Here is a 17,157-nt window from a genome sequence, read left to right as displayed (position 1 = left end):
CATTGCCCGCAACCCTTATAAGTGAACAAGCCGCATCATCGTGCGGCTTGTCGAGGTGCATGTTTTACCGGGTGCGGCGGAACAGCCTGAAGCGCTCGTCGCGGTCGGAGGCGCGCCGGCCTTCCCACAGCGGGACCGTGTTGCGCACGCCCCATTTGCGCAGCAGTGCGCGGTCGTTACGGTTGCGCAGGCTGTCCTGCAGCAGCACGTAGTTGCACGTGCCGCCGGCCAGGCTAACGAAGGGCAGGCGGCCGTAATAGGCCAGCGAGGCGCGCTGGGCCGGGCCGACATTGGTTTCGATGCAGTCGGTGTCGGCCGGCAGGCGCGCCGCGATCTGCTGGGCCACGCCGGCGTAGCTCTTGCTGTAGTTCAGGTCCGGCAGGAACAGGGTCATCAACAGCACCCACAGCAGGATCAGGCCGCCGGACGACAGCACCACCGCGCGCCACAGCACCGCCGGCTGGCGCGACAGGCGCCAGTGCACCAGCATCACCCAGCCCACGCTGGCGGCGGCCGCCACGGTGAAGGTGACGATGCCGATTTCCGGCGTGAAGCCGGGCACCAGCTTGAGCGCGTTCTTGGCCAGCTGGGCCGGCCAGCCGGTCAGCTTGGCGATCCAGAACAGCCAGATGGCGGCGCCCAGCATGGTCAGCACCATCACCGAGAACCAGTCGATGGCGTTGATCGCGCCGCGCTTCATGGTCGGCAGGCCGAAGGCGGCCATCAGGGCCAGCGGCGGCAGCATCTTGAGGAAGTCGCTGTTCTCGGGCACCGGGTCGCACAGCAGCTGCAGCACCAGGGCCAGGAAGAAGAACACCGGCAGCACGATGTGCAGCATCTGCTGCTGGCGGCGCCAGGCCCAGACCGCCCAGATCGCGAACGGCCAGGCCGGCCAGAAGAACCAGACCCCGATGCGGAAGAAGGTCTTCACCGCAACCCAGCCAGGCACGCCGAACTGGGCCCCGTTCCAGGCCAGCCAGTCGGCCACCGGCGGCAGGCCATACGGCTGCATGACGATGGCGGGCAGGACCCACACCAGAGTCAGGCCGAAGCCGACGCCGGCCGCCACCAGCAGGTGGCGCAGCGCCTGGCCGGCAGGCATGTCGAGGTAGCGGGTGCAGGCGAACAGGGCCACGATCAGCACCAGCGGCGGCAGGAAGCCCTGGGTCAGCGTCAGGGCGCCCAGGGCGAGGCCGACCAGCACCGCGTTGCGGGTGCTGGTGTGCTCGACGTAGCGCACGGCGCGGTACAGGAAATAAGCCAGCAGCGCGCCCTGCAGGGTGGCGGCCAGGGTCAGGTGGCTTTGCAGCAGCAGGCCCAGGCTGCCGAGGTAGATCAGGACGGCGGTGTCGCCCAGCGTGCGGCCATAATCGTTGGGCTCGGGCTGGCCGCCGAAGGCCAGGCGCAGCGGCTGCGCCTCGGCGCGTCGGCCAAGGTGGAAGGCGGTGTACCACAGCGATGTCGTGCCCAGCACGAAGATGGCGATGGTCGAGACGCGCGCGGCCAACACGTCGCCCAGGATCCAGCCGAACAGCTTGATGCAGATGGCGCCCAGCCAGAAGGCCAGCGGCCCCTCGTCGACGCTGGCCAGGCCGGCGATGTTCGGGTACAGCCAGTCATCCAGGCCGCCATGCGCCATGGTCCACATGATGCCGAAGCTGCCCGCGTCTTCCTTCCACAAATCGCGGCCGATAATGCCGGGCAGGATATACAGCATGCCCAGCGCGAGCAGGGCCCAGCGGGGCAGCGCCAGAGTGGCGGCGGCGGGAAGACGGACTGGTTTCATCGGTAAATCAGGTGGATGGAATAACTGCGTAGTATAGCTGCGAAAAAAAAGAAGCCGCGGAGGCGGCTTCTTCGGCGAAGCCCGTGGGCTTCGAAGATTCTACTGCGGCAATTAGCCGTTGGCGACCGAGGTCTTCGAGCCGACTGCACCGAACTTCTGGCGGAACTTCTCGACGCGGCCAGCGGTGTCGACGATCTTGTGCTTGCCGGTGAAGAACGGGTGCGACTCAGCGGACACCTCGATCTTGACCAGTGGGTATTCTTTGCCTTCGTGGGTGATCTTTTCGCGGGTGTTGATGGTCGAACGGGTCACGAATTTGAAGTCGCACGACAGGTCGTGGAACACGACTTCACGGTAATCTGGATGGGTATCGGTCTTCATGGTTCTGCTTTCTATTGAGTTGGTAGCCAAACAGCACTTCGTCGGTCGCACAGCTTCTTGACCCGATTGCCGATCACTTGCCAGGGGTTGGACTGAACCGGCGATTATAAAGCGGTTTTTCGCACCAGGCAAACACTACGCATTCATTGTCGGCCTATGAACGTCGTTCCCGCGAAGGCGGGAACCCAAGTGTGCATGCGTCGTGGTGATGTTTAACCTGACCTGTAGCGCGAAGGCCTTGGGGCGGGAACGACGTGCGAGCGATATCGGTGAGATGGCCTTGGCAATGCTCACACAACAAAAAAGCGGCCCGCAGGCCGCTTTCGCGCGATTGTCGCAGGCGGATCAGCCGCCGCGGCGCATCATGTCGAAGAACTCGACATTGTTCTTGGTCGCGCGCATCTTGTCGAGGATGAACTCCATCGCCTCGATCTCGTCCATCGAGTACAGCAGCTTGCGCAGGATCCAGATCTTCTGCAGCTGGTCGGGCTTGATCAGCAGCTCTTCGCGGCGGGTGCCCGATTTGTTCAGGTTGATCGCCGGATAGACGCGCTTCTCGGCCAGGCGGCGTTCCAGGTGCACTTCCATATTGCCGGTGCCCTTGAATTCTTCGTAGATCACGTCGTCCATGCGCGAGCCGGTCTCGATCAGCGCGGTCGCGACGATGGTCAGCGAGCCGCCTTCCTCGACGTTACGGGCGGCGCCGAAGAAGCGCTTCGGACGCTGCAGCGCGTTGGCGTCGACGCCGCCGGTCAGCACCTTGCCCGAGGCCGGGATCACGGTGTTGTAGGCGCGCGCCAGGCGGGTGATCGAGTCCAGCAGGATGACCACGTCCTTCTTCATTTCGACCAGGCGCTTGGCTTTCTCGAGCACCATCTCGGCGACCTGCACGTGGCGGGTGGCCGGTTCGTCGAAGGTCGAGGCGACGACTTCGCCGCGCACCGAACGCTGCATCTCGGTCACTTCTTCGGGACGCTCGTCGATCAACAGCACGATCAGGGTCACGTCGGGGTGGTTCGCGGTGATCGCATGCGCGATGTGCTGCAGCATGACCGATTTGCCGGACTTGGGCGAGGCCACCAGCAGGCCGCGCTGGCCCTTGCCGATCGGCGAGATCAGGTCGACGATGCGGCCGGTGATGTTCTCGGCGCCGTTCATGTCGCGCTCCAGGCGCAGCGGCTCGTTCGGGTGCAGCGGAGTCAGGTTCTCGAACAGGATGCGGTGCTTCGAGGCTTCCGGCGATTCGCCGTTGACCTTGTCGACTTTGACCAGGGCGAAATAGCGCTCGCCGTCCTTCGGCGTACGTACTTCGCCTTCGATCGAGTCACCCGTATGCAAGTTGAAACGACGGATCTGCGACGGCGAGATATAAATGTCGTCGGTCGAAGCCATGTAGCTCGCGTCCGGCGAGCGCAGGAAGCCGAAACCGTCCGGCAAGACCTCAAGGGCGCCGTCGCCGAAGATCTGTTCGCCCTGTTTCGCGCGCTTCTTCAGGATCGCGAACATCAGTTCCTGTTTGCGCAGGCGGGCTGCGTTGTCGATGTCGAGGCCGATTGCCATTTCCAGCAGCGCGGAAACGTGCATCGCCTTCAGTTCAGATAAATGCATGTGTGTGGGTGACCCGTGACGGGTGAATGTGGTAGGGGAGGGAACTGCGTGGGTTAATCAAGGCGGGAGGGTGACTCCCGGCCAAAACTGGCGACTGCGCGGGCGCGCCGTCACCGTTATATTACTTGGATCAGATGTTGCTGTCGATGAAAGCGGTCAGCGGACCCTTGGCGACGGCGCCGACTTTCTGGGCTGCGACCTGGCCGTTCTTGAACAGGATCAGGGTCGGGATGCCACGGATGCCGAACTGGGCCGGTACGGCCTGGTTCGCGTCGACGTCCATCTTGGCGATCGTGATCTTGCCAGCGTATTCCTTGGCCACTTCTTCCAGGATTGGGGCAATCATCTTGCAAGGGCCGCACCACTCGGCCCAGAAATCGACCAGCACCGGCTGCTCGGATTTGAGCACGTCGGCTTCGAAGGATGCATCGCTGATGTGTTTGATGTTTTCGCTCATGGTTTCCTCAATGTGAGGTAAGAATCGTTATTAACGCCTTGAGACAAGTCATGCGGGGAGTCTCAACCGGCTACCGTGTGTACTGCCTTGCCAATATTGCTGCTACACAATGGTGGAGGCACTGTGTGCGAATTTCAATATTGGAAGAACGGCTAGAGGGTGTCAGGCGGGGAATGAGGCGAATAATACCCCATTTTTTTAAAAAGTGTTCAGGGCTTTGTACAAAATCTCAACACGCCAGCGCATCACGCAATTGTGCGGGCGTGAGCGGCTTGCGAAACGCGCCCACCACGCGCAGGCCGAGCGCGCGCGCCAGACCGGCGGCGGCCTCGCGCACTCCGTCCTCGAGGGCCGACAACAGGATCACCTTGCCGGCGTAGCCATGGCTGGCCGCGGCCTGCAGGAACTCGATGCCGTCCATCTCGGGCAGCACCAGGTCGCAGATCAGGACGTCGGGCATGGCGTCGCCAAGCCGGGCCAGGGCCTGGCGCGCATCGACTTCGAGGATGATCTCGCACGGGCCGCACGCCGCCAGCATCTCGCGCATCACCTCCAGCAGCAGCTGGTCGTCGTCGAGCACCAGCACGCGCGGTTGCGCGCAGGGCGAGGCGGCGGCGACGGGAGGCAGGTGCGACGTCAAGTACTCACCCGCAAATAAACGTGTTGTTGGCTGCCAGAATTCACATTCGTTCCCGGTTGAGTACTTGGCTGACATGGGTAAATCGGATCCACGGCCATTATCGCGAAAAACTGGCAAGCCGGGTTGTCCGATTCCGTCATGATTGATCAGACGCTGCCGGTGAAGCGCGCCAGATGTCCCGGATGCCACATGGTGGCCACCGACGCCACGCGGCCGGCCGAGGTGGTGCGCCGGTGCAGCACCAGGCACGGGGCGCCGGCCTCGATCGCCAGCAGGCGCGCCTCGTCCGCCGGCGCCGGCTGGGCCTCGATCGTATAGGTGGCCCCCTGCAGCGGCGCGGTCGCCATCAGGTGCTCGTTGGGCGTGATGCGGGAAAAATCCTGCTCCAGGTAGGCCGGGGCGCAGGCCGGGTTGACCCAGCGGTCTTCGAGCTGGACCGGCGCCTCGTTCTCGAAGTGGATGATCAGCGAGTGAAACAGGGTGGCGCCCGGCTCCAGCTCGAACTCGGCGGCCAGGGTGTCGTCGGCGCTTCTGGCCTCCAGCGCCAGCACGCGGCTGGCGTGCAGCTTGCCGCGCGCGCGGATCTCGTCGGCGATGTTGCGGATCTCGACCAGGGTGCCCTGGTACTTCTGGGGGGCGACGTAGGTGCCCGAGCCCTGGCGCCGCACCAGCACCTGCTCGGCCGTGAGTTCGCGCACGGCGCGGTTGACGGTCATGCGCGAGACGCCGAACTGGCGCACCAGCGCCTGCTCCGACGGCACCAGCTCGCCTTCCTTCCAGCGTCCGGAGGCGATTTCGCCAACCAGGTAATCCTTGATCTGCTGGAAAATGGGCGACTTTTCCTGCATGCTGTCTTGCGCGATCTGTGCTTCCAACTCAATCTCCGAATGCCTGGCCTCCGGGGCCACGCCCGATTCTAGCATCGGGGATTCGAAAGCAAGACCCGGAGTGCGGGGCGCCGGCGCAGGGCCCAGGATGGCGCTACCGACGAAGGAGCACGGCCATGACGACAGCCTTGAAACACCACGACAGCAAGCCGAACGACCACCAGGACGACGACGACGCGCGCTGGGATGCCGTGCGGCGCCGCGACGCCGCCGCCGACGGCCGTTTCTTTTATTCGGTGCGCACCACCGGCGTGTATTGCCGGCCCTCGTGCCCGTCGCGTGCCGCCCGCCGCGCCAACGTCGCCTTCCACGCCAGCAGCCAGGCGGCCGAGGCGGCGGGCTTCCGGCCCTGCCTGCGCTGCACGCCGCACCTGCCGCCGCTGGCCGAGCGCCAGGCGGACGCGGTGGCGCGCGCCTGCCGCCTGATCGAGGAGTCGAGCGACGAACCGGACCTCGACACGCTGGCCCAGGCCGCCGGCATGAGCCGCTTCCACTTCCACCGCGTGTTCAAGGCCCAAACCGGGATCACGCCCAAGGCCTATGCGGCGGCCCGGCGCGGCGCCCGGGTGCGCCAGGAACTGGCGCGCGGCGCCTCGGTCACCGACGCCCTGTACGGCGCCGGCTATGGCTCCAGCGGGCGCTTCTATGCGGCGTCGAGCGAGGTGCTGGGCATGGCGCCGTCGAACTACCGCGCCGGCGGGCGCGGCGAAACGATCCGCTTCGCCGTGGCCGAATGTTCGCTGGGCGCCATCCTGGTCGCGGCCACCGGGCGTGGCATCTGCGCGATCCTGATCGGCGACCAGCCGGAGCCGCTCGTGCAAGACCTGCAGGCGCGCTTTCCCAGGGCCGAGCTGCGCGGCGCGGAACAAGGCTTCGAGCGCACCGTGGCGCTGGTGATCGGCCTGGTCGAGCAGCCGCGCATCGGCCTCGACCTGCCGCTCGACGTGCGCGGCACCGCCTTCCAGCAGCGCGTGTGGCAGGCCCTGCGCGCGATTGCCCCGGGCCACACCGTGACCTACGCCGAACTGGCCGAACGGGTCGGCCTGGCCGGTGGCGCGCGCGCCGTGGCCGGGGCCTGCGCCGCCAATCCGGTGGCGGTGGCGATTCCCTGCCACCGCGTGGTGCGCACCGGCGGCGCGCTGTCCGGCTATCGCTGGGGCATCGAGCGCAAGCGCGCGCTGCTCGAGCGCGAGGCGAAAGCATGAGCACGGCGGGCACGATCGATTGGGATGATGTCGGCGTCCAGCTCGACGACGCCGGCTGCGCGGTGATTCCGGGCCTGCTCGATGCGCGCCACTGCGCGCGCTTCATTGCCGCCTACGACGAACCGCAGCGCTTTCGCAGCCGGGTGGTGATGGAGCGCCACGGCTTCGGGCGCGGCGAATACCAGTATTTCGGGTATCCGCTGCCGGAGCCGCTGGCCCTGCTTCGCGCCACCCTGTATCCGCCGCTGGCGCGCATCGCCAACCGCTGGCAGGCCGCGCTCGGGCTGGACGTGCGCTTCCCGGGCGAGCATGCCGACTTCCTCGCGCAATGCCACGCGGCCGGCCAGCTGCGCCCGACGCCGCTGCTGCTGCGCTACCGCGCGGGTGACTACAACTGCCTGCACCAGGACCTGTATGGCGAGCAGGTGTTCCCGTTGCAGGTGGCGGTGCTGCTGTCGCGTCCCGGCGAGGATTTCGCAGGCGGCGAATTCGTGCTTACCGAGCAGCGGCCGCGCATGCAGTCGCGCGCCGAAGTCGTGAGCCTCGATCAGGGCGACGCCGTCGTCTTCGCCGTCAATCAGCGGCCGGTGCAGGGAACGCGTGGCGTCTACCGGGTGTCGATGCGGCATGGCGTGAGCCGGGTGCGGCGAGGGCTGCGCCATACCCTGGGCATCATCTTCCACGACGCGACCTGAAGAGCCGCCGCCCTCATGCAGTACACTCTCCACACCGTGCCCACGAAGCGCGGAAACACATCTATCGGAGAGAAGAAAAGCATGCGCGCGCGCCAGTCACCCCTGCAGTGTTCCCTGAAGTGCTCCCTATTCGTCCTGGCTGCCCTCGGCAGCCTGTCGGCACATGCCGCCACCCTGGTCGACAACGCCAACGGCTATACCCTGAACGGGAAGGGTGAGCTGGTCCGGTTCACGGCGCTCGCCTTCGACGACAAGGGCCGCATCGTCGCCGTCGGGGGCGGCGCCGACGTCGCCGCCAGGGCGCCGAACGCCAGGCGCATCGACATGGGGGGGCGCACCCTGCTGCCGGGCCTGATCGACGCCCACGGCCACGTGTTCGGCCTGGGCCAGCAACTGACCCAGCTCGACCTGTTCCGCAGCACCTCGCTCGACGGCGCCCTGGCGTCGATCGGCGACTATGCGCGCGCCAATCCCGGCCACCAATGGATCCGCGGCCGCGGCTGGAACCAGGAAAACTGGAAGCTGGGCCGCTTCCCGACCGCGAAGGAACTCGACGGCGTTATCAAAGACCGCCCGGTATGGCTGGAGCGCGTCGACGGCCATGCCGGCTGGACCAATAGCCGCGGGCTGGCGCTGGCCGGCATCACCAGATCGACCCCGGACCCGGTCGGCGGCAGGATCGTGCGCGACGCCAATGGCGAGGCGACCGGCGTGCTGGTCGACACCGCCCAGGAATTGCTGACGAAGGTGCTGCCGCAGCAGACCGAGGCCGAGGGACGCGTCATGCTCGACCGCGCACTCGGTGAACTGGCGCGCGTGGGACTGACCAGCGTGCACGACGCCGGCGTCGACGTGGCCCAGGACCGCCTGTACCGCGCCTATGCCGACGACGGCAAGCTGACCACCCGCGTGTACGGCATGATCGCCGGCACCGACAAGGACTTCGACCAGCTGGCGATGAAAGGTCCGCTGAAGGACTACGGCAACGGCATGTATGCGCTGCGCGCCGTCAAGCTGTATTCGGACGGCGCCCTGGGCAGCCACGGCGCGGCCCTGATCAAGCCGTACAGCGACGAACCGCACTCGCACGGCCTGCTGTTCTACAAGGCCGCGCAGATGGACGCCATGATGGCCAAGGCCATGCGCAAGGGCTACCAGGTCAACGTCCATGCGATCGGCGACGCCGGCAACAAGCAGATCCTCGACATCTACCGGAAGGAGCTGGCTGCCACCAGGAGCGGCAAGGGCGGCGAAAACCCGCGCCACCGCATCGAGCACGCCCAGGTCGTGACGCCTGCCGACATCCCGCGCTTCAAGACGCTGGGCATCATCCCGTCGATGCAGCCGACCCACGCGACGTCGGACAAGAACATGGCCGAAACCCGCATCGGACCCGATCGCATCAAGGGCGCCTACGCCTGGCGCAGCTTCCTGCACCAGGGCTCGCGCATCGCCTGCGGTTCGGACTTCCCGGTCGAGTCGCCGAACCCGTTCTTCGGCATCCACGCCGCCGTCACGCGCCAGGACGCGCAAGGAGAGCCGGTGGCCGGCTGGTATCCGAACCAGGCGATGTCGCTCAAGGAAGCCTTCCGCTGCTTCACGCTGGATGCCGCGTATGCCGGGCACCAGGAAAAAGACCTGGGTTCGCTGGAGCCGGGCAAGCAGGCCGACTTCATCGTGATCGACCAGGACCTGTTCCGCATGCCGACCTACGACATCCACAAGACTGGCGTGCTGGAAACCTGGGTGGCAGGGCGCCAGGTATTCAAGAAATGAGTCGTAGGGTCGGCGGGTTTCCCGCCGACGCGGCGATGGTTGGCAGCGCGGTCATCCGGCACGATAGCGAAGCCGATAAATGCGTTGACTTGGTTGTATAGACAACTTAGACTTCAGAGCAGCTTTGCGGCGCGCGAGGGTAGTGCGCGCCGTATCCCCGACCGAAGGAGCCGCCATGACCACCGATTCGCCCCGCCTCGACGCAGCTGATCCAGACCCCCGTTTCGACCCTGCGCGCATCATCCAGGCCCCGCGCGGCAGCCAGCTCAGCTGCAAGAGCTGGCTGACCGAAGCCGCCTACCGCATGATCCAGAACAACCTCGACGCCGAGGTCGCGGAAAACCCGCAGCGCCTGGTGGTCTATGGCGGCATCGGCCGCGCCGCCCGCAACTGGGCGTGCTATGACCAGATCCTGGCCTCGCTGCGCACGCTCGAGGACGACCAGACCCTCCTGATCCAGTCCGGCAAGCCGGTCGGCGTGTTCCAGACCCACCCGGATGCGCCGCGCGTGCTGCTGGCGAACTCGAACCTGGTGCCGAAATGGGCCGACTGGGAACACTTCAACGAACTCGATCGCAAGGGCCTGTTCATGTACGGCCAGATGACGGCCGGCAGCTGGATCTACATCGGCACCCAGGGCATCGTGCAGGGCACCTATGAAACCTTCGCCGAGGCCGGCCGCCAGCACTTCGGCGGCGACATGGCAGGTCGCTGGGTGCTGACCGCGGGCCTGGGCGGCATGGGCGGCGCCCAGCCGCTGGCGGCGACCTTCGCCGGCGCCGTCTCGCTGACGGTCGAATGCCAGCAGAGCAGCATCGACTTCCGCCTGCGCACCCGCTACCTGGACCGGCAGGCGCGCGACATCGACGAGGCGCTCGCCATGGTGCGCCGACACAAGGACGCGCGCGAGGCGGTCTCGATCGGCCTCCTCGGCAATGCGGCCGAGGTGCTGCCGGAGCTGGTGCGCCGCGCGCAGGAGGGCGGCCTGGTGCCCGACCTCGTCACCGACCAGACCTCGGCCCACGACCTGGTCAACGGCTACCTGCCGATCGGCTGGAGCGTGGAAGCGTGGAAGGCGGCGCAGCAGGACCCGGGCCAGCACGCGCGCCTGCGCAAAGAAGCGGCGCGCTCCTGCGCCGTGCACGTGCGCGCGATCCTCGACTTCAAGGCCATGGGCGCCCATGCCGTCGACTACGGCAACAATATCCGCCAGGTGGCCAAGGACGAGGGCGTGCAGGACGCCTTCGACTTTCCGGGCTTCGTGCCGGCCTATATCCGGCCGCAGTTCTGCGAGGGCCGCGGGCCGTTTCGCTGGGTGGCGCTGTCGGGCGACCCGGAAGACATCCATAAAACCGACGCGAAAATCAAGGAACTGTTCCCGCACGACGCGCGGGTGCACCGCTGGCTCGACATGGCGCGCGACCGGATCGCCTTCCAGGGCCTGCCGGCGCGCATCTGCTGGCTGGGCCTGGGCGAGCGCCACCTGGCCGGCCTGGCCTTCAACGAGATGGTGCGCACGGGCGAACTGAAGGCGCCGGTGGTGATCGGCCGCGACCACCTCGACACCGGCTCGGTGGCCAGCCCGAATCGCGAGACCGAGGCCATGCGCGACGGCACCGATGCCGTCTCGGACTGGCCGCTGCTGAACGCCCTGCTGAACACGGCCGGCGGCGCCACCTGGGTCTCGCTGCACCATGGCGGCGGCGTGGGCATGGGTTACTCGCAGCATTCCGGCATGGTGATCGTGGCCGACGGCACCGACGCCGCGGCCAGGCGCCTGGCGCGGGTGCTGGTCAACGACAGCGCCTCGGGCGTGATGCGTCACGCCGACGCCGGCTATCAAAGCGCCATCGACTGCGCCAGGCGCAATGGCCTGAACCTTCCAATGATCAAATAAACGTAGCAATCATGAACGACACTATGCAACGCCTCACCCTGCAACCCGGCGAACTGGCGCTCGGCGACCTGCGCGCCGTCTGGGCCGGCCACCGGCGCCTCGACCTGGCCGCCAGGGCCTGGCACGACATCGCGGCCTCGGCCGCCACCGTGGACGCCATCGTCGCCAAGGGCGACCCGGCCTATGGCATCAACACCGGCTTCGGCATCCTGGCCAAGGCCCATATCCCGATCGAGCAGCTGGCGACCCTGCAGCGCAACCTGATCCTGTCGCACGCGGTCGGCACCGGCGAGCTGTTGCCCGACCCGATCGTGCGCCTGATCCTGCTCACCAAGATCGGCAGCCTGGCGCGCGGCTATTCTGGCGTGCGGCCGATCATCGTCGAGACCCTGATCGCCCTGTACAACGCCAACATCATGCCGGCCATCCCCGCGCAGGGCTCGGTGGGCGCCTCGGGCGACCTGGCGCCGCTGGCCCACATGACGCTGGCGATGCTGGGCGTGGGCCAGGTGCGCCACGACGGCGTGCTGGTGGACGCCGCCGACGCCTTGCGTACGGCCGGCATCGCGCCGGTTACCCTGGCGGCGAAAGAAGGGCTGGCCCTGATCAACGGCACCCAGGTCTCGACCGCGCTGGCGCTGCACGGCCTGTTCATGGCCGAACGCCTGCTGGAGGCGGCGATGGTCACCGGCTCGCTGTCGGTCGATGCGGCGCGCGGCAGCGATGCGCCGTTCGATGCGCGCATCCACGCGGTGCGCGGCCAGCCGGGCCAGATCGCCGCGGCCAGGATCTACCGCGAACTGGTGGCCGGCAGCGCGATCCGCGCCTCGCACCTGGTGGGCGACGAGCGGGTGCAAGACCCGTACAGCCTGCGCTGCCAGCCGCAGGTGATGGGCGCCGTGATGGACCTGATCGCCAACGCCGGCCGCACCCTGCTGATCGAGTCCAACGCCGTGACCGACAATCCGCTCCTGTTCGAGGGCGGAGAAATCATATCCGGCGGCAACTTCCACGCCGAGCCGGTGGCGTTCGCCGCCGACACGCTGGCGCTGGCGATCGCCGAGATCGGCGCGCTGGCCGAGCGCCGCATCGCGCTGCTGATCGACGCCAACCTGTCCGGCCTGCCGGCCTTCCTGGTGCGCGAGCCGGGACTGAACTCGGGCTTCATGATCGCCCACGTCACCGCCGCCGCGCTGGCCTCCGAAAACAAGTCGCTGGCCCATCCGGCCAGCGTCGACAGCCTGCCGACGTCGGCCAACCAGGAAGACCACGTGAGCATGGCGACCTTCGCTGCGCGCCGTCTCGACCAGATGGCGCACAATACGGCGGTCATCGTCGGGATCGAGCTGCTGGCGGCAAGCCAGGGAATCGAATTCCACCGCCCGCTCAGGAGCTCGGAGACGCTGGAGTCGGTGCATGCCCAGCTGCGCCGGCACGTCGCCCCCTACGACGCCGACCGCTTCTTCGCGCCCGACATCGAGGCCGCGCGCAGGCTGGTGGTCGACGGCGCGCTGTCGGCGTCGTGCAAGGAGTTGTTCACCGTGCTGCACCCGTAAATTCTTACCATAGGAGTCGCGATGGAGTTCCGGTTCAAGGCAGGCAGGCTTCCCATGCTGGTGTCGATGCCGCATGCGGGCACCGACATTCCCGACGAGGTGGCCGACACGCTGGCGCCCTGCGCCGCGGCGCGCGCCGACACCGACTGGCACTTGCCGCAGCTGTATGGCTTCCTGGACGAGATGGGCGTCTCGACCATCTCGGCGCGCTGGTCGCGCTACCTGATCGACCTGAACCGCCCGCCCGAGAACACCAACCTGTATCCGGGCCTGGACACCACCGGCCTGTGCCCGCTCGACACCTTCGACCGCGAGCGGCTCTACAAAGAGGGCATGGAGCCCGATGCGCAGGAAGTGCAGCGGCGCCTGGCGCGCTACTGGCGGCCCTATCACGAACAGCTGCGCGCCGAACTCGAACGCCTGAAGGCCGAGCATGGCCGCGTGGTGCTGTGGGAAGCGCATTCGATCGCCTCGGTCGTGCCGCGCTTTTTCGAAGGCAAGCTGCCGGACCTGAACTTCGGCACCGCCGAAGGCAAGTCCTGCGACCCTGGACTCGAAGAGGCCGTCCTCGGCGTGGCGCGCGCGCAGGAGCGTTACACGATCGCCCTGAACGGCCGCTTCAAGGGCGGCCACATCACGCGCCACTACGGCCAGCCGGCGCGCGGCGTGCACGCGATCCAGCTCGAGAAATGCCAGTGCCTGTACATGGACGAGGCGCCGCCGTTCGACTATCTGCCCGACGTCGCCGGACAGTTGCAGCCGCTGCTGCGCGACATGGTCGCGGCCGCGGTGAACTGGGTGCGTTCATGACAAGGTCCCTGTTCGCGCGCCATGCGCTGCTGCCGCAGGGCTGGCAGCGCGACGTGCTGCTCGAATGGGATGCGAATGGCGACCTGACCCGGGTGGCGCCCGGCGCCACCGCCGCCCCCGGCGCGCAGCAGGCGCAATACGTCCTGCCCGGCATGGTCAACCTGCATTCGCATGCCTTCCAGCGCGCGCTGGGCGGCCTGACCGAACGCGCCGGCGACGGGCCGGACAGCTTCTGGACCTGGCGCGAGCTGATGTACCGCTTCGCCGCCCGCATCACGCCAAGCCAGATCGAAGCCATCGCGGCCCAGCTGTTCGCCGAGTGCCTGCGCCACGGCTACACCGCGTTGTGCGAGTTCCACTACCTGCAGCGCGACGTCGATGGCGCCGCCTATGCGCGCCCGGCCGAGACGGCCGGGCGCGTGGCGGCGGCGGGGCAGGCGGCCGGCATGGGCCTGACCCTGCTGCCGGTGCTGTACAGCCACGCCGGCTTCGGCGAACAGCCGCTGGCGCCGGCGCAGGCGCGCTTTCGCACGAACGTCGACGAGGTGCTCGGCATCGTCGAGGCCCTGGGCCCGCTGCGCGGCGGCCAGCTGGAGGTCGGCGCCGCGCCGCACTCGCTGCGCGCCGCCAGCATCGCCCAGATCCGGGCGCTGGCGAGCGGCCTGCCGGCGGGGCGTCCGCTGCACATCCACATCGCCGAGCAGCAGGGCGAGGTGGAGCAGTGCCTGGCGCATGCCGGGCGGCGGCCGGTCGAATACCTGATGGACCACGTCGCGCTCGATGCGCGCTGGTGCCTGGTGCATGCGACCCATTTGAACGAGGCGGAAGTCGCGGCGCTGGCTGCCAGCCACGCGGTCGCCGGCCTGTGCCCGACCACCGAGGCCAACCTGGGCGACGGGCTGTTCCCGCTGGCGCCCTTCATCGCCGCCGGCGGCCGCTTCGGCATCGGCAGCGACAGCCACGTGTCGCAAAGCCCGGTGGAAGAGCTGCGCTGGCTCGAGTACGGCCAGCGCCTGCGGCACCAGCAACGCAACGTGGCGCACACGCCCGGCCAGCGCGCCGTGGCCGACTTCCTGTGGCAGGCTGCGCTTGGCGGCGGCGCGGCCGCCGCGGGGCGGCGCGTCGGCCGGCTCGAGGCCGGGAGCCGCGCCGACCTGCTGGTGCTGGACGACGATCATCCGAATCTCGATGGCATCATTGAGGCCGAAGTGCTCGGACGTGTTGTATTCTGTGGCAACGACAACCTGGTGCGCGACGTGTTGTGCGGCGGCCGCTGGGTGGTCGAGAACGGGCGCCACATGGCGCAGGAGGCGATCGCCGGGCGTTACCGGCAGGCGCTGAAGGAGTTGCGCGCAGTGTCCCAGGAGGTGGCGAAATGACTGTCTTGATTCCCTTTGCAGGCTTGTCCCCGGTGCCGTGGAAGAACGGCGGCGGCAGCACGATCGAGATCGCGATCGGCCCGCCTGAAGCCGGCTTCGACGATTTCGACTGGCGCGTCAGCCTGGCGACCATCGCCGAGGATGGCGCGTTCTCGCGCTTTCCCGGCGTGGACCGCACCCTGGCGCTGGTCGACGGCCATGGCCTGACCCTGCAGATCGACGGCGAGCCGACCCTGATCAGCGACGCCGAACCCGTGATCGCGTTCGACGGCGATTCCGAAGTGCAGGCCCGGCTCAATCGCGGGCCGACCCTGGACTTCAACGTCATGTCGCGCAGCGAGCGCTGCTGGCACCAGTTCGGGCGGCGCCGCCTGAGCGGCGACTCCACCTTCGTGGCGCGCGCCGAGGTCACGGTGCTGTTCCTGGCCGAGGGCGACAGCCTGCAGCTGGCCAGCGACGACGAGCGCATCGGCCTGGTGCGCTACGACGCCGTGATCCTCGACCAGGGCACGGTGTGGTCGCTGGAAGCGGGGCAGGCCACCATCTTCATCGTCGACGTCCATTACTACTCCGAGGACGACGACGAGGCGATGTATGATTGACATGGAAGGTCGGCCTGACTGCGTGTTTTCCAACGTCCACCTGGCGACGATGGAGAACGGCTACGGCGAGCTGCCGGACGCCGCGCTGGCGGTGAAGGATGGCCGCATCGCCTGGATCGGCAAGCGCGCCGACGCCCCGCAGGCCAGCCGGGTGCACGATTGCGGCGGCGCCTGGATGACGCCGGGCCTGGTCGACTGCCATACCCACGTGGTCCACGCCGGCAACCGCAGCGACGAATGGGAAGCGCGCCTGAATGGCGCCAGCTACGAGGACATCGCGCGCCAGGGCGGCGGCATCATGTCCACCGTGCGCGCCACGCGCGCGGCCGGCATCGACGACCTGGTCGCGGCCAGCCTGCCGCGCGTGCGCGCCCTGCTGGCCGAGGGCGTGACCACGCTCGAGATCAAATCCGGCTACGGCCTCGAATACGGGGCCGAAGAGCGCATGCTGCGCGCCGCGCGCCGCATCGGCGAGCTGCTGCCGGTGCGGGTGGCGACCACCTTCCTCGGCGCGCATGCGCTGCCGCCGGAATTCGCCGGCCGCCAGGACGACTACGTGCTCGAGGTCTGCGAGCGCATGCTGCCGGCGCTGGCCGCGCAAGGCCTGGTCGACGCGGTGGACGCCTTCTGCGAACGGATCGGTTTCACGCGCGCCCAGGCCGAGCGCGTGTTCGACGCCGCGCGCAAGCTCGGCCTGCCGCTCAAGCTGCACGCCGAGCAGCTGTCGGACCAGGGCGGGGCGGCGCTGGTGGCGCGCTACCGAGGCCTGTCGGCCGACCACCTGGAACACCTGGGTCCGCAGGGCGTCGCGGCGATGGCGCAAGCCGGCACCGTGGCGGTGCTGCTGCCTGGCGCCTATTACTTCCTGCGCGAGACCGTGATGCCGCCGATCGGCGCGCTGCGCGACGCCGGCGTGCCGATGGCGGTGGCCACCGACTGCAACCCCGGCACCTCGCCGATGACGTCGCTGCTGCTGGCGATGAATATGGCGTGCACCCTGTGGCGCCTGACGCCGCAGGAAGCCCTGCTCGGCGCGACCGCGCATGGCGCGCGGGCCCTGGGCCTGCAGGCCGAGATCGGCACTCTGGCGGTCGGCAAGCGCGCCGACCTGGCCTTGTGGAAGATCGCCCGTCCCGCCGACCTGGCGTACGCGATCGGCTTCAATCCCTGCCAGGCCGTGGTCAACGGCGGGGTCCTGCGCGCGCCCCATCTCCCTGCCTAGTCGGCAATATTTGTACCCTTGCCGCAACACCCACAGCCACAGTGGGTAGGCGATTGATCGCCCTCAAGTCTGGCTTTTGCACCTGGCAGATGATGGATTCAACGCGCAATAACAACGAACCGTTACTGCGACAGTTGCAGCGGTAAGCAAATGTAAGCCTTAATGGATCATTAAGAATGGCCAACTATAGTCATTCATGTGATTCCCATCTCCCCTCCCCATTTGCCAAAATGGGTTTGCCCACGGTGCCAAGGCC

Annotated in this window: 15 protein-coding genes; 9 read left to right on the top strand and 6 right to left on the bottom strand. The window is 67.8% G+C overall.

Annotation, left to right across the window (positions count from 1 at the left end; translation table 11 throughout):
* Positions 1-64: 64 nt before the first annotated feature.
* The 6 genes from ABIB38_RS09890 to hutC all read right to left on the bottom strand — a co-directional run bounded on the left by ABIB38_RS09890 (position 65) and on the right by hutC (position 5,720).
* The gene (locus ABIB38_RS09890) at positions 65-1,786 is read right to left on the bottom strand and encodes an ArnT family glycosyltransferase (RefSeq protein WP_429203586.1); all 1,722 of its coding nucleotides are present in this window, start codon (positions 1,784-1,786) and stop codon (positions 65-67) included.
* Between the two features lie 111 nt (positions 1,787-1,897).
* Positions 1,898-2,167: a type B 50S ribosomal protein L31 gene (locus tag ABIB38_RS09885; protein ID WP_429203585.1), complete on the bottom strand. Its 270-nt coding sequence runs from the start codon at positions 2,165-2,167 to the stop codon at positions 1,898-1,900.
* Positions 2,168-2,512: 345 nt separating this feature from the next.
* Positions 2,513-3,775, bottom strand: coding sequence for a transcription termination factor Rho (gene rho, locus ABIB38_RS09880; RefSeq protein WP_005665081.1), 1,263 nt, complete (start codon positions 3,773-3,775; stop codon positions 2,513-2,515).
* A gap of 130 nt (positions 3,776-3,905) precedes the next feature.
* Positions 3,906-4,232, bottom strand: a complete 327-nt coding sequence (gene trxA, locus ABIB38_RS09875) for a thioredoxin TrxA (RefSeq protein ID WP_005665082.1) — start codon at positions 4,230-4,232, stop codon at positions 3,906-3,908.
* A gap of 229 nt (positions 4,233-4,461) precedes the next feature.
* Positions 4,462-4,872 carry a response regulator gene (locus tag ABIB38_RS09870; protein WP_429203584.1) on the bottom strand — a complete coding sequence of 137 codons (411 nt, stop codon included), beginning with the start codon at positions 4,870-4,872 and terminating at the stop codon, positions 4,462-4,464.
* Between the two features lie 146 nt (positions 4,873-5,018).
* Positions 5,019-5,720, bottom strand: a complete 702-nt coding sequence (gene hutC / locus ABIB38_RS09865) for a histidine utilization repressor (RefSeq protein ID WP_429203705.1) — start codon at positions 5,718-5,720, stop codon at positions 5,019-5,021.
* Positions 5,721-5,875: 155 nt separating this feature from the next.
* Here hutC and ada point away from each other — a divergent pair, with 155 nt between their 5' ends.
* The 9 genes from ada to hutI all read left to right on the top strand — a co-directional run bounded on the left by ada (position 5,876) and on the right by hutI (position 16,901).
* Positions 5,876-6,964: a bifunctional DNA-binding transcriptional regulator/O6-methylguanine-DNA methyltransferase Ada gene (ada, locus tag ABIB38_RS09860; protein WP_429203583.1), complete on the top strand. Its 1,089-nt coding sequence runs from the start codon at positions 5,876-5,878 to the stop codon at positions 6,962-6,964.
* Complete coding sequence (locus ABIB38_RS09855) at positions 6,961-7,659, top strand: 2OG-Fe(II) oxygenase (RefSeq protein WP_429203582.1); 699 nt, start codon at positions 6,961-6,963, stop codon at positions 7,657-7,659. Before ada ends, ABIB38_RS09855 begins: the two co-directional genes overlap by 4 nt.
* Positions 7,660-7,740: 81 nt before the next feature.
* Positions 7,741-9,435, top strand: coding sequence for an amidohydrolase (locus ABIB38_RS09850; RefSeq protein ID WP_429203581.1), 1,695 nt, complete (start codon positions 7,741-7,743; stop codon positions 9,433-9,435).
* Positions 9,436-9,610: 175 nt separating this feature from the next.
* Entirely contained in the window at positions 9,611-11,332 is a 1,722-nt protein-coding gene (hutU, locus tag ABIB38_RS09845; RefSeq protein ID WP_429203580.1) for a urocanate hydratase, read from the top strand.
* Between the two features lie 23 nt (positions 11,333-11,355).
* The gene (hutH, locus tag ABIB38_RS09840) at positions 11,356-12,888 is read left to right on the top strand and encodes a histidine ammonia-lyase (protein ID WP_429203579.1); all 1,533 of its coding nucleotides are present in this window, start codon (positions 11,356-11,358) and stop codon (positions 12,886-12,888) included.
* A gap of 21 nt (positions 12,889-12,909) precedes the next feature.
* Positions 12,910-13,698: an N-formylglutamate deformylase gene (hutG, locus tag ABIB38_RS09835; protein WP_429203578.1), complete on the top strand. Its 789-nt coding sequence runs from the start codon at positions 12,910-12,912 to the stop codon at positions 13,696-13,698.
* Positions 13,695-15,077, top strand: a complete 1,383-nt coding sequence (locus ABIB38_RS09830; protein ID WP_429203577.1) for a formimidoylglutamate deiminase — start codon at positions 13,695-13,697, stop codon at positions 15,075-15,077. The genes hutG and ABIB38_RS09830 overlap by 4 nt, the downstream gene beginning before the upstream one ends.
* Positions 15,074-15,679 carry a HutD/Ves family protein gene (locus tag ABIB38_RS09825; protein ID WP_429203576.1) on the top strand — a complete coding sequence of 202 codons (606 nt, stop codon included), beginning with the start codon at positions 15,074-15,076 and terminating at the stop codon, positions 15,677-15,679. The genes ABIB38_RS09830 and ABIB38_RS09825 overlap by 4 nt, the downstream gene beginning before the upstream one ends.
* Entirely contained in the window at positions 15,672-16,901 is a 1,230-nt protein-coding gene (gene hutI / locus ABIB38_RS09820; protein WP_429203575.1) for an imidazolonepropionase, read from the top strand. Before ABIB38_RS09825 ends, hutI begins: the two co-directional genes overlap by 8 nt.
* The last annotated feature ends 256 nt before the right edge of the window (positions 16,902-17,157 follow it).

This window comes from Massilia sp. UYP11 (genome assembly GCF_050434805.1).
Lineage (GTDB): Bacteria > Pseudomonadota > Gammaproteobacteria > Burkholderiales > Burkholderiaceae_D > Telluria.
The sequence above is the reverse complement of the archived record's forward strand: the minus strand, read 5'-3'. Positions and strand labels throughout refer to the sequence as shown.

Bases quoted from the DNA above. Each gene is read 5' to 3' on its own strand.
- rho (WP_005665081.1), bottom strand. From the start codon at position 3,775: ATGCATTTATCTGAACTGAAGGCGATGCACGTTTCCGCGCTGCTGGAA.
- hutU (WP_429203580.1), top strand. From the start codon at position 9,611: ATGACCACCGATTCGCCCCGCCTCGACGCAGCTGATCCAGACCCCCGT.
- ABIB38_RS09885 (WP_429203585.1), bottom strand. From the start codon at position 2,167: ATGAAGACCGATACCCATCCAGATTACCGTGAAGTCGTGTTCCACGAC.
- ABIB38_RS09855 (WP_429203582.1), top strand. From the start codon at position 6,961: ATGAGCACGGCGGGCACGATCGATTGGGATGATGTCGGCGTCCAGCTC.
- trxA (WP_005665082.1), bottom strand. From the start codon at position 4,232: ATGAGCGAAAACATCAAACACATCAGCGATGCATCCTTCGAAGCCGAC.
- ABIB38_RS09830 (WP_429203577.1), top strand. From the start codon at position 13,695: ATGACAAGGTCCCTGTTCGCGCGCCATGCGCTGCTGCCGCAGGGCTGG.
- hutI (WP_429203575.1), top strand. From the start codon at position 15,672: ATGATTGACATGGAAGGTCGGCCTGACTGCGTGTTTTCCAACGTCCAC.
- hutG (WP_429203578.1), top strand. From the start codon at position 12,910: ATGGAGTTCCGGTTCAAGGCAGGCAGGCTTCCCATGCTGGTGTCGATG.
- hutH (WP_429203579.1), top strand. From the start codon at position 11,356: ATGCAACGCCTCACCCTGCAACCCGGCGAACTGGCGCTCGGCGACCTG.
- hutC (WP_429203705.1), bottom strand. From the start codon at position 5,720: ATGCAGGAAAAGTCGCCCATTTTCCAGCAGATCAAGGATTACCTGGTT.
- ada (WP_429203583.1), top strand. From the start codon at position 5,876: ATGACGACAGCCTTGAAACACCACGACAGCAAGCCGAACGACCACCAG.
- ABIB38_RS09825 (WP_429203576.1), top strand. From the start codon at position 15,074: ATGACTGTCTTGATTCCCTTTGCAGGCTTGTCCCCGGTGCCGTGGAAG.
- ABIB38_RS09850 (WP_429203581.1), top strand. From the start codon at position 7,741: ATGCGCGCGCGCCAGTCACCCCTGCAGTGTTCCCTGAAGTGCTCCCTA.
- ABIB38_RS09890 (WP_429203586.1), bottom strand. From the start codon at position 1,786: ATGAAACCAGTCCGTCTTCCCGCCGCCGCCACTCTGGCGCTGCCCCGC.